The sequence below is a fragment of the Pseudarthrobacter sp. YAF2 genome, from assembly GCF_052113345.1.
Taxonomy (GTDB): Bacteria; Actinomycetota; Actinomycetes; order Actinomycetales; family Micrococcaceae; genus Arthrobacter.
Map to the genome: position 1 here is coordinate 25,691 of NZ_JBFRDA010000009.1, position 11,896 is coordinate 37,586.

10 protein-coding genes are annotated in these 11,896 nt (G+C 65.9%); 6 read left to right on the top strand and 4 right to left on the bottom strand.

Translation table 11 applies throughout. The features are described 5' to 3' along the window. Positions 1–2 precede the first annotated feature (2 nt). Both AB4Y79_RS10640 and AB4Y79_RS10645 read left to right on the top strand, forming a co-directional pair. Positions 3–1,157, top strand: a complete 1,155-nt coding sequence (locus AB4Y79_RS10640; RefSeq protein ID WP_441861258.1) for an ABC transporter permease — start codon at positions 3–5, stop codon at positions 1,155–1,157. Next, positions 1,154–2,320, top strand: coding sequence for an ABC transporter permease (locus tag AB4Y79_RS10645; protein WP_441861261.1), 1,167 nt, complete (start codon positions 1,154–1,156; stop codon positions 2,318–2,320). Before AB4Y79_RS10640 ends, AB4Y79_RS10645 begins: the two co-directional genes overlap by 4 nt. Before the next feature lie 22 nt (positions 2,321–2,342). On the opposite strand, the gene AB4Y79_RS10650 is transcribed toward AB4Y79_RS10645, so the two are convergent. The 3 genes from AB4Y79_RS10650 to AB4Y79_RS10660 all read right to left on the bottom strand — a co-directional run bounded on the left by AB4Y79_RS10650 (position 2,343) and on the right by AB4Y79_RS10660 (position 4,417). Beyond that, positions 2,343–2,906, bottom strand: a complete 564-nt coding sequence (locus AB4Y79_RS10650; protein ID WP_441861264.1) for a DUF7010 family protein — start codon at positions 2,904–2,906, stop codon at positions 2,343–2,345. 162 nt (positions 2,907–3,068) lie between these two features. Then, a complete protein-coding gene (locus AB4Y79_RS10655) occupies positions 3,069–3,968 on the bottom strand; it encodes a hypothetical protein (protein ID WP_441861267.1) in 900 nt (299 codons plus the stop codon). Next, entirely contained in the window at positions 3,965–4,417 is a 453-nt protein-coding gene (locus AB4Y79_RS10660) for a hypothetical protein (protein WP_441861269.1), read from the bottom strand. The genes AB4Y79_RS10655 and AB4Y79_RS10660 overlap by 4 nt, the downstream gene beginning before the upstream one ends. 293 nt (positions 4,418–4,710) lie before the next feature. Here AB4Y79_RS10660 and AB4Y79_RS10665 point away from each other — a divergent pair, with 293 nt between their 5' ends. Continuing rightward, the gene (locus tag AB4Y79_RS10665; RefSeq protein WP_441861271.1) at positions 4,711–5,673 is read left to right on the top strand and encodes a hypothetical protein; all 963 of its coding nucleotides are present in this window, start codon (positions 4,711–4,713) and stop codon (positions 5,671–5,673) included. Positions 5,674–5,762: 89 nt separating this feature from the next. Here the strand turns inward: AB4Y79_RS10665 and AB4Y79_RS10670 are convergent, their stop codons facing one another. Continuing rightward, a complete protein-coding gene (locus tag AB4Y79_RS10670; RefSeq protein WP_441861273.1) occupies positions 5,763–7,352 on the bottom strand; it encodes an alkaline phosphatase D family protein in 1,590 nt (529 codons plus the stop codon). A 189-nt stretch (positions 7,353–7,541) separates the two neighbouring features. Between AB4Y79_RS10670 and AB4Y79_RS10675 the strand changes: the two genes are divergently transcribed. The 3 genes from AB4Y79_RS10675 to mgtA all read left to right on the top strand — a co-directional run bounded on the left by AB4Y79_RS10675 (position 7,542) and on the right by mgtA (position 11,802). Next, positions 7,542–8,249, top strand: coding sequence for a hypothetical protein (locus AB4Y79_RS10675; protein WP_441861275.1), 708 nt, complete (start codon positions 7,542–7,544; stop codon positions 8,247–8,249). A gap of 9 nt (positions 8,250–8,258) precedes the next feature. Beyond that, positions 8,259–8,921, top strand: coding sequence for a class I SAM-dependent methyltransferase (locus AB4Y79_RS10680; protein WP_441861277.1), 663 nt, complete (start codon positions 8,259–8,261; stop codon positions 8,919–8,921). Positions 8,922–9,057: 136 nt separating this feature from the next. Beyond that, positions 9,058–11,802 carry a magnesium-translocating P-type ATPase gene (gene mgtA, locus AB4Y79_RS10685; RefSeq protein WP_441861279.1) on the top strand — a complete coding sequence of 915 codons (2,745 nt, stop codon included), beginning with the start codon at positions 9,058–9,060 and terminating at the stop codon, positions 11,800–11,802. The last annotated feature ends 94 nt before the right edge of the window (positions 11,803–11,896 follow it).

Sequence of the window (11,896 nt, forward strand, 5' to 3'; positions counted from 1 at the left end):
CAATGGTCGGAAATGATTTGAGACAGCGTCTTCGCGACAGGTCGGTTTTCATTTTCTCTCTCCTGGTTCCTCTCTCGCTCATGGGCGTGCTGAACCTAGCCTTCGGTGGACTCGGTACCGACGGTCCCGACCTGAAGCCGGCCACCGTCATCGCCGGCGTGGACGACAGCGGACAGCTCGGTGCCGCGCTCCTGGACGCCGTCGGGTCGTTGAAGATCATGGACGTGACGATCAGGAAGGTCCCCGCTGCTGACGTAATCCGGGAAACCCGCGACAGCGGAGCGGACCTGGGCATCATCATCCCCGCAGGATTCACCGGCGCCGTGACCTCAGGGCGTGCTGTCACGGTGCAACTCGTGGAGGGCGCCGACGCCGGGCTGGAAACGAGCGTACTGGTCTCGCTGGTGGACGGTCTCGTTGATCAATTCGGAGCCGGAATGGTCACCGCGGCAGCCGCGGAGACGGCCGGCCTTCCCCACGATGCCATCGCTGCCGTTGCCCAGCAGGCTGCTGCCGGCGCCCCCGCCCTGACCCTGTCCGAAGGGAAGGCATCTGCAGAACAGCTCTCATTAAAAGGAACACTGGTGGCAGGCCAGTCGGGGCTTTTCCTCCTCTTTACTGTGGGCTTCGGTGTGCTCGGCCTGCTGGCGGAACGCGAGCAGGGCACGTTGGCGCGCCTGAAATCAATGCCGGTGCGCGCGGGCTCAATCATCATCGCCAAGGCACTTGTTGGATTTATCCTTGGCGTGTCCGCCACAGCGGTGCTGCTCACGGTTGGCACGTTGCTGTTCGCCGTCTCCTTCGGCTCACCCTTCGTGGTGGGACTGCTTGTTCTGAGCATCTCGGCGGCGGCCACCAGCATGACCTTCATCGTTGCCCGACTGGTGCGGACAGCCGAGCAGGCGAACATCGCCCAGTCAATTCTCGCCATGGTGCTCGGTATAGCCGGTGGAGCGTTCTTCCCGATTGAAGCGTCGGGCGCCATCGCAGCTTTCATGGACCTGAACCCGGTGGCCGCGTTCATCAGGGGCCTGGGCATCTCTGCCGGTGGCGGCGGCCCAGCCGACGTCGTAATTCCCATGGCCGCGATGCTGGGATTCGCGGCGCTTTGCACACTGGCTTCTCGGCTGGTGCCGGACCGGGGGACCCAGGCATGAGCGTCATCATGGCAATTGCAGGTGTTGAAGTCCGCCGGTTCCTGCGCGACTGGTCCAACATTTTCTTCGTATTCGTCTTCCCGCTCCTGCTGATCCTGTTGCTTGGTTCCCAATTCGGCGCGAACAGCGGGCAGGCTCGAGTGTCGGTGGCGGGAGATGCCGCCACTGAACTTGAAAAGAGCATTACCGGCCAGCTCCAGGCCGATGGAGTCAAGGTGACGCACGATAGCCCCGCATCGGTCAGGGAACAACTCAGCAGGGGCCGGACCGACGTTGGCATTTTCATCAGTGACGGTGCGGCGGCCGCTTTCGAGGCCGGTAACCCGGCTGACCTCGAAGTGGTCGCGTCATCGCACTCGGGTGCCCAGGCAGCCCTGCAGTTGGTGCGTGCCTCAGTGCAGACGGTCAGCACCCAACAACGGCAGCTCGCAGTTCTGCAGAATGCCGGCATCGATGCCGATACAGCGGCCGCGGCGCTGCGACAGGCAAAAGAACACCTCGATCTCCCTCAGTTGGAGATCGTCGATACCAATGACGTGTCGCAGGATTTTCGCAGTCTGGGCCAGTTCGATCTCGGCGCCGCTCAGCAATTGTTGCTTTTCGTGTTCCTGAGCTCCCTCACCGGTGCCGCAACCCTGATCCAAGGCCGACGCCTCGGGGTCATTGCCCGCGTCCTTGCGGCACCTGTCTCGACCGGGCAAGCGATAGCGGGGGAGGCGTTGGGCCGGTTCGGCATCGCCGCGGTCCAGGGTGGATACATCATGCTCGGCACCGCCGTGCTGTTCGGCGTCGACTGGGGAAATCCCCTCCTTAGCGGTCTGGTACTGCTGCTCTTCTGTGCAGTTGCTGCCGCGGCAGCAATGGTCATTGGTTCAGTCATGGATAACGACGCCGCTGGCTCCGGCCTGGGCGTAGGACTGGGCCTCGTCCTCGCCGGCCTGGGAGGTTCCATGGTGCCGCCCGAGTTCTTTTCCGACGGCATGCAAATCGCTTCCCGCTTCACCCCGCACCGCTGGGCCTATGACGCCTTCGCCACAATTCAACGGCACGACGGATCGTTGCTGGACATTCTTCCCCAACTAGGAATGCTCACCGCCATGGCAGGAACGCTCTTGGTACTGGGTGCTTTGCTCCTGCGCCGAAGCCTCGGCCGCGCGCTCTAAACGGCCCGATGCGGGCGCCGCGTCAGCGCTCCTGATCTAACGCTGTCTTCTCCAGGGATCGGGCCGATGCGCGAAGCAGGAAAGCGAAAACTACGAGCAGGGCGCCGGTAAACCATCCGCCGACGGTGGACGGCGCGGCGAGCCGCCCGAACAGAAGTAGAACCCCTGTTGCCGTCAGCGCTGCCGCCAGGACTGCGAACAGGCGCATGCCGTAGAGAAAGACGAAGGGGAGGTAGTGTGCGCCGACGATGACCATGCTCGCCGGGAAGAATAGTTCACTGCGGCCCCCGAGCATGGCTATGACCACGACGAAGCCGATGGGTACCGTGAAAGCTATCTGCATCGCCAATCCCGCCATCGGGTGCCCTGCCGGCAATGATGAAGGCCGTCCGGAGAGTCGGATGACGAGCGTCGTCAGCGGGAAGATCAGCATACCGCCGAAGAAAAGGGCGCCGACACCAGCCGGTGGAGAGATCCATGTGGCCGCGGCGGCGGCGATCAGCCAAACCACCCCGGAAACCAGCTGACCATAGAAGCCACCCGCATAAACCCGGCGCACCTCACGCTGAGCTTCAGCTATCGACACGAAGCTCCCTTCAGGGGCACAGGATATGCAGACTTCACATGTCGCCTCATGTGGCCCTTGGCTTGCCTGGAGGCGCAGGATATTAGCAGCCTAGCCTCAAGGAGATGCGAGTCAATACCGGTACCTCGCTGTGGAGAGGTGGGTCAACCGGCAGATCATGGGCTAGGTCGACGCCACCGGTTCCACCGTCATGACGCCGGTCAAGGCCGGGCCGGGTCTCATGGCCAAGAGAAGCCGCCACAGCGCTCCGAGGGTGGTGGCCGCGATGAGCCCGATCGGCAAGAGGATGAACCAGTCGGCTGCCTCGCCACGCGCTTGCGTGACGAATGGAATGACGAGGATGGGCAAGCAGGTCACTCCGAGGAAGACCAGCGAGGCAACAGCCGACGCATAGCCGATCCGCCGGCGCCGAAGCAGGAGAATGCCGCTGGCAAAGACCCCGGGCAGGAAAAGGGCCAAGTCAAGAACGTGGACAGGATTGGTGGGTACGTCCCAGTAAGCCGCGCTCGTCGACGGCCTCCCGGCCAACAGGTCCGGAACAATTTCATTTAGCCACAACAGGGTAAACAAGGCAGACGTCGCGAGCAGGGTCCAGGCGGGGAAGCGCGCTTGCTGGCCACCGGACAGTGTTTTCGGGTCCGGCCGGAGGATCGATGCCATGCTGCCGGCGGCGGCGAAGACGGACAGTCCCAGCACGGCCACCCAGAGCAGGAACAACGGCCCGAAGTGGACGGAGAATGCGTAGATTGCGTAGTTGTAGGCGGTGAAGGCCAGGAAGCCGTTCAGGCAGAGCCACGACGACGGATGCCGCCTCCGGGCCGCGACGGTGGCAAGGAGCAGCGTCATCGGCGCAACGAGGAACAGGTTAACCAGGTCCTGCGCAATCGCGGCGTTGAAGAGGGCCGGGGTTTCCCGTCCATAGATCAGTTCGGGAGCCAGGAGCCCGATGGCACTGCCTGCCAACCCAAGGACAGCGGCTGTCCAGGACGGTACCGCCCACAGCAACGGCAGCCCTTCGCGGTTCCCCGTGCCCGGTTCCTCACTGGGCATGTGTCGGCTCATGACGCTCCGTCCACAAGTGCGGCCCGTCCTTGCCGCGGCGAAACTATTGCGGGCGCAATCCCAAGCACCGCGAGCACGAGTATCAGTTCCAATGCCCCGAACCCGAAGTACACGCTTTGCAGCCAGGAGTAACCGATGATGGCCAGTTCGGTGAAATTCCAGATGAGCATGGCAAAGCCCGCAACGGCGGAGGCCAGCAGGGCCCAGCGGCGCTGTGTGAGCATCGCGATCGCGGCCACCGTATGCGTACCACCGAGGATTATCCCCAGGATGAGGCCCAGGGCCAGGAAGGAGGACTGAAACCACGTTCCGGCAAGGACTTCGAGCGGAACGCCCGCTCCGTTAAAGAAAATGGCCATGACAGCGCCCGCGAACGATGACACAGCGTCGAAGAACAGGAGCGCAATGAGAATGCCTGAAAATGTCTTGCTGGAAAATGGGAAATCCACGATTCAGGACCTTCCGGGTGGCGCCTTGGGTGTCCAGGGATCAACTGATCTCCTTGAAGAAGACTCTCTGGCTCCTGGTTGGCCGCACAGGGCCTAAAGTCACACCGTGGCGGGAAACGGGTAAGCCATTGACGGGCAAACCCGGCCGGTCCGGTAGCTTCCGGTTCCCGTGTTCGGCGCGTCACGTCGTCGGCATTTACTTTAGGCGACGCTCCTGACATTCTTCATCCAGCCCACAACGGAAAGAGGTTGGGATGTGGCCAGCACTCCCTCGTCAGAAACCTCTCCGGCGCGTGGCCGCCGTTGCCGCGTTCCTGCTGGCGCTCTCCACCGCGGCTTGCACCAGCCCTCCGAAACCTCCGGAGCCCGCGGCTCCCGCGCCCGATGTCCACATCGCAGCGGTGGGGGACATGAACCCGGCCGACAACACTGACCCTGACAGCCCGTCAGGCCGCAACGGTGCAGCGATCACCAAGCTCGTGGAAGACAACGGGATCAACGCGTTCCTGGGGCTCGGGGACTTCCAGTACAGCACCGGGTATTGCGACGACTACGTGAACTACTGGGCCCGTCTGTGGGGCGGAACCATGCCCAGGTTGTACTGGGTGGCCGGGCCCAACCATGACTGGGAACCCGGCCGCAACGAAGACCTGGAGAAGTTCATGAACGGCCAGTGCCCCGGGGCTCCGGAGAAGGCTGCGATCAACCAGGAACGTCGGTTTTTCCCGAGCGGGGAACCGTACTCGAAGGACTTTGGAAACTGGCACTTCGCGTTCCTGTCATCCGGGCAATGGCGGTACGACAAGGCACAGGCTGCGGCTACAACGGCGTGGCTGGACAGAGACCTCGGCGCTGCCCAGGCGGCGGGCAAGCACCTGGCGGTGGCGTACCACGAGCCGTACTTCACTTCGGACACGGAGGAGCACACCAGGGCTGCTGCCCAGAAGCCCTGGATCGACGTGATGTGGAAGCACCGGGTCCGGCTGACCCTGTCCGGCTCGCAGCACAACTACGAACGGTCCTGTCCTGTGAACAACGCTGACAAGTGCGTCGCGGACGGGATGACAGCGTTCCAGGTTTCCACGGGAGGCGTCGACCTACGCCCGTTCACCAGCAGCCCGAGGTACATCGAGAAGCGGTTCAGCGACACCCACGGGTTCCTCCGGCTGACGCTGCACGGCGACGGGTCCTTCGACTGGAATTTCGTTCCCACCACGGGGTCCAGTACGGACTCGGGCACGCGCTCCGCCCCGTAGGTTGGGCGCTGAACCGGACATTGAACCGCAGTGGCGGGGAGTCCAGCAGGAATGCCGGACGCCCCGCCGTCGTGCGTTTGCCCGTGACGTCAGGCCTGCGCCTGCAGCCCCGGCACGCCGTCGAGGATCTCGAAGGAGGCCTTGGTGGACGCCGGTGCGCCGGGAGTGGTGACGTGGTCCAGCACCCGGAAGTCCGCGGTCATGGCGTCCCTGGTGATGCGCGTGTTCACATAGCCGCGGTTGTCGTTGTAGAACTTCAGGTGCGGGTTCCAGGCCATGGTGGCATCCGTGGTGGAGCCGGTGCCGTCGCCGGTGGAGGTGATGGAGGTGCACACCAGTTCCGAGCCCACCACGGGGGAGGCGGGGTCCTTGTAGTCCACCTTCACGTCGTTGGCCCAGTTGCGGTGCACATCGCCGGTGAGGACGACGGCGTTGCGGACGTTGGCGTCCACCCAGCCCTGGGTGATGCGGCGGCGGGAGGCTGCGTACCCGTCCCAGCCGTCCATGGAGACGTCATCGATGTCCGGTGCCTTGTTCCGGTCGCGCTCGGCGAAGAAGACCTGCTGGCCCAGGACGTCCCAGCGCTGGGTGGAGTTCCGGAAACCGTCCAGCAGCCACTTCTCCTGCTCGGCGCCGGTGATGGTCCGGTCCTCGGCAAGCCGCTCCGCCACGTTCTTCTGCCAGCCATCGCCGGCCAGCTGGTCATCCCGGTACTGCCGCGTATCCATCATGTGGAAGTTGGCAAGCTGGCCCCACTGGATCCTGCGGTAGATCTTCATGTCCGGCCCGGCCGGCAGCGAGGACGGCCGCAGCGGCATGTTCTCGTAGTACGCCTGGAACGCGGCTGCCCTGCGCTGGCGGAAGTGCTCCACGCTGTCGTTGAGCTGGCCCGCGTCCTTGTTCTCCGGGACGTCGTCCGCCCAGTTGTTGTCCACTTCGTGGTCATCCCAGACCACCAGCCAGGGCGCGATGGCGTGCGCAGCCTGGAGGTCGCCGTCGGCCTTGTACTGCGCGTGCCGCTGCCGGTAGCTTGCCAGCGAAACCGTCTCCGGGCCCTCGTGGTCCCGCGGATTGCCGCCGCCAATGACGTAGCTGTCCTTCTTGTACTCGTACAGGTAATCGCCCAGGTGCAGCACCAGGTCCGGGTGGTCTTCGGCCAGGCGGCGGTACGCGGTGAAGTAACCGTGCTCGTACTGCGCGCAGCTGGCGAACGCCATGGCCAGCGCCGCCGGCGTCTCTTGCAGGGCCGGGCTGGTGAGGGTGCGCCCCACCGGACTGACGTGTTTGCCGGTCCGGAACCGGTAGAAGTACTCCCGGCCCGATTTCAGGCCGCGCACCTCCACGTGCACCGAGTGTGCATTTTCGATCCGTGCCTGCTCCACGCCGCGGGCCACCACGGTGCGCATGCCCGCATCCTCGGCCACCTCCCACTGCACCGCAACCGGACGGGACGGCATGCCGCCCAGCCCGTCCTCCGCCACCGGGTCCAGCGCCAGGCGGGTCCAGAGGACGAAGCCGTCCGGCCACGGTTCGCCCGACGCGATGCCGAGCATGAAGGGGTCGGTGCGGAGGCCGGCGTCGTCAGCGGTGGAAACGGCGACGGCGGTACCCGGCAGTGCGGCGACCAGGCCCGCTCCGAGGCCGGCGGAGATAAGGGATCTGCGGGAAATGTTGTCCATGGCTCCCACGCTATTTCCAGCCCTTGTACAGGCTTTTAGGAGGATATGAATGGGTGGTTAACTGCGTGACAAGAAATGACCAGCTGGTGAGGCGGCGCCGCCGGACTTTAGTCCCTGTTCTGGACTAACCCCCGGGCGTACCGTGAAAGTGGGTCCCGCGACCGCGGGCACCGCGTTCGAGGGGGCATCATGGCCAGGTCCGGGCTTTCAGTATTCAGCGTTCTGGGCGTTGGGGCCGCGATCGTGCTGACAGGGTGCTTCGGGCCGCCGGCCCCGGCCCCCACCACCAGCTCAGCGGCACCAAGCGCGACGACGGGCCCCACCTCGAGTGCCACGGCAAGCCCTTCCGCCGCGCCCGGCACGACGGCGGCCACGACCACGCCCACCACCACGGCAGCCGCGCCAACAACCACCGCTGCCGCCCCGCCGTCGTCCGCCCCTGCCAGCCCGACGGCCACCGGGGAACCCGCTCCCACCGGCCTCCCCGAGCAGACAGGTCCGCTGACCGTTTTCTACGTGGCTGTCGGTGACAACGGCGTCTCCGGACCGGCGATCGGCTGCGGCGACAGCCTGGTGGCCACCACCACCGCCCCGGTCCGTTTCACGGACCAGGTCGGCCCCAGCGTGGGGACCCTGCTCGCGAACAAGAGCCGCGACATAGGCCAGTCCGGGCTGATCAATGTGCTGTACCAGTCGAACCTTACCTACGTTGCCGGTGAGCTCGATGGCAGCACCATTACCATCTGGCTGACCGGCCAGTTCATGCTGGGCGGCGTGTGCGACATCCCTCGCGCGAAGGCCCAACTGGAGTACACCGCCATGGCCGCATCCGGTGCCACCAGTGCCCAGGTTTTCGTCAACGGCCGCCCCATCGACGACGTCCTCAGCCTTAAGTAGGGCCCCGCGATGAACCCAGCCGGCACGGGGCCGGGCTCCCTGCAGCACCCACGATTCGCCCGCGCCTTTGCCCGGGCCGTGGGCGCAATGGACCGCCGCGGGGCCACCGACCACCGCCGCCGCGTCCTGGCCGGGCTGCAGGGCTCAGTCATCGAAATTGGGGCCGGGGCCGGGTCCTCCTTCCCGCTGTACCCTCCCGCCGTCACCCACGTCCTGGCGCTTGAACCCGATGACTACCTCCGGGCCGTCGCTGAAACACAGGCCGCCACGGCAAGCGTCCCGGTAACGGTGGTTGCCGCGGCAGCGGAGAACATCCCCGCAAAAACCGGCAGCGCCGACGCCGTGGTAGCCAGCCTTGTACTTTGCAGCGTCAAGGACCAGGCCGCCGTGCTCGCGGAGATCCGCCGCGTGCTGCGTCCCGGCGGAACCGTTGCCTTTTATGAGCACGTCCGGTCCGTGCACCCCTTCCTGGCCGCGGCGGAAGACGTGCTGACCCCGGTATGGGGGCGGTTCATGGGCGGGTGCCACCTCAATCGGGACACGCTGGCCGCAATTACCGCGGCAGGGTTCACCGTCCGGGACAACCAGCGCTTCGGCTTCGCCGTGCAGCGGCTGAACCCTCCGCTCGCCCACATCCTGGGCACGGCCACCAGCCCCGGGCCACCAGGCTGACGTGAACTTGCGCCGGGCTCCCGAGGTTTGCGACGTGAGGGCTGCACCTTGAGGTCGCATCCACGAGGGTGGGACGGTCGTCGTACCGTTGACCTAAGGTAGCGGTAGAACATCGGTACGTTCGAACGGATCCGGCATGACAGAGCTCAACGTCCGGGAGCAAAGCTCCCTTCCACTGCCGATCACCGATGCCGCGGGCCTGACCGCAGAGCAGACACTCGCGCGGCTCGGGTCCGGTCCGGGAGGGCTCACCGGGGAGGAAGCGGAACGGCGCCTGGCGGAGATCGGACCCAACGCCGTCCGCAGCCACCGGGCCAACGGGTGGGCAGTGCTGGGCCGCCAGTTCGCCAGCCCCATCCTGATCCTGCTGCTCATCACCGCCGGGCTGTCCCTGTTTCTGGGCGACGCCACCAACTCGATCGTGATCGGCGTGATCCTCCTGGTCAGCGTTGGCCTGGGTTTCACCAATGAGTTCCGGGCCGAGCGGGCATCCGAGGCCCTGCATGACCGCGTCACCCACCGCGCCGTGGTGCTTCGCGGCGGCACCACCACGGAAGTGGACGTCACCGCGCTGGTGCCGGGCGACGTCGTCCATCTCTCCCTGGGCGCCATCATCCCCGCCGACATCCGCCTGCTGACCACCGGCAACCTCCTCTGCGACGAAAGCATCCTGACGGGGGAGTCCCTGCCCGCCGCCAAGGATCCCGCCGCCGTGCAGGCCGGCGCGGCCCTGGCCGATCTCTCTTCCTGCGCGTTCATGGGCACCGTCATCCAGTCCGGCAACTGCACCGGCGTGGTGGTGGCCACCGGCGGCCGCGCCGAATTCGGCCGGATCGCCCTGGGCCTGGGCGAACGGCAGCCGCAGACCGAATTCCAGCTGGGGCTCAAGAGGTTCTCCTTCCTGCTGCTGCAGGTGGCCATCGGACTCACCACGCTGATCTTCATCGCCAACCTGCTGCTGCAGCGCCCGCTGATCGAATCGCTGCTGTTCTCCCTGGCCATCGCGGTGGGCATCACGCCGCAGCTGCTGCCCGCCGTCGTCAGCACCTCCCTGGCCACCGGCACCCGCCAGCTCGCCAAGCGGAAGGCCCTGGTCAAGCGGCTGGTCTGCATCGAGGACCTGGGGGACATGGACATCCTGGTCACGGACAAGACCGGCACCCTCACCGAGGGCAAGATCAGCTTCACGGCTGCCGTTCCGGTCACCGCGGACGTCTCCGGTGACGCCCTGCTCACCCTGGGCCTGCTGGCCACCGAGGCGGACTACACCGAAGCCAAACTCACCTCCGCCGGGCAGAATCCGCTGGACGCCGCCCTCTGGGACAGCCCCGGCGCGTCCGGGTTCCATCCTGGCCGCTTCGAGCGGCTGGACATGATCGGCTTCGACCACCAGCGCCGCCGCACCACCGTGCTGGTGCGCGAGGCCGGCGGGCTGCCGCAGCTGGTCACCAAGGGCGCTCCGGAGGATGTCCTCGCCCTGTGCGGGCCGGCCGCGCCGGCCGTGCAGGCCCTGCTGGACGAGCAGTTCGACGCCGGTTCCCGGGTGGTGGCCGTGGCCACCCGCCAGGCCGCGGAGCTAAGCAGGCTTACACCAGCGGATGAACGCGGCCTCAGCCTGGCAGGCTTCCTGGTGTTCCTGGACCGGCCCAAAGCCAACGCCCGGCAATCCCTGGACCAGCTGGAGGAACTGGGCATCTCGGTGAAGATCGCCACCGGAGACAACGCCAAGGTGGCCGAGAAAGTCTGCGCTGACCTGGACATCATCTCGGGCGGCACCCTCACCGGGGCCGAGATCGACGCATTGTCCGACGCCGACCTCGCGGCATCGGCCCGTACGGTCACCATCTTTGCCCGGGTCTCGCCCGAGCAAAAAGCCCGCATCATCGCCTTGCTGCGCCTAAGCGGCGGGTCCGTCGGATTCATGGGCGACGGCGTCAACGACGCCCTCGCGCTGCACAAGGCGGACATTGGCATCTCCGTGGACAGCGCCACGGACGTCGCCAAGGACGCCGCCGACGTCGTCCTCCTGGACAAGGACCTCGGCGTCCTGGCCGAAGGGGTGATGGAGGGCCGGCGGATCTTTGCGAACACCATCAAGTACGTCCTGATGGGCACCTCCAGTAACTTCGGCAACATGTTCAGCGCCGCCGTCGCGTCCGTGGTGCTCAGCTTCCTGCCCATGCTGCCCGGCCAGATCCTGCTCAACAACCTGCTGTATGACAGCGGCCAGTTGGCCATCCCGGGCGACCGCGTTGACAAGGAACAGCTCCGCGCCCCCTCGCACTGGAACATCGCGTTCATCCGCCGGTTCATGTTCCTGTTCGGTCCTATCAGTTCGGTGTTCGACTTCGCCACGTTCGCCCTGATGCTGTTCGTGTTCGACGCCGTCCCGGGCGAGTTCCGGGCCGGCTGGTTCATTGAGTCCATTGCCACCCAGACGCTGATCATCTTTGCCATCCGCACCCGGCGCGTTCCGTTCGTGCGGAGCCGGCCGTCCGCCGGGTTGATCACGGCTTCGCTGGGTGTGGTGGCGCTGGGCATCTTCCTGCCGCTCTCGCCGTTGCAGGGCGTTTTGGGGTTCGATCCCCTTCCCGTGCCGTTCTTCCTTGCCCTGCTGGGCATGATCGCGCTCTATCTGGTGTTGGTGGAATTCGCCAAGGCATGGTTCTTTGCGCGCGCCGCACAGCAGGTCCCCACTATTCCGGTGAGGCGCCGGGCGGATACCCACCACATCGCCCGCCGCGCGTTCCGCTTCAGCACTCCCGTCAAGGTGCCCCCGATCACCGCCGCGCTGCCAGGAATCCGGCCTCCCGGCAGGCGGCGGCGCCGTGGCCAACCGATTTCGCCCAAGCCGGGCGCGGCGCGGCGGTCCGGGGGCTAGCATGGCAGTAAGAGGGTCTTGGACTTTCTTGATCGGATTCAGGGCGATGAAGCCCGTCGTGGATCATGCTGGTCAATCGACCGAGGTGTCTTAT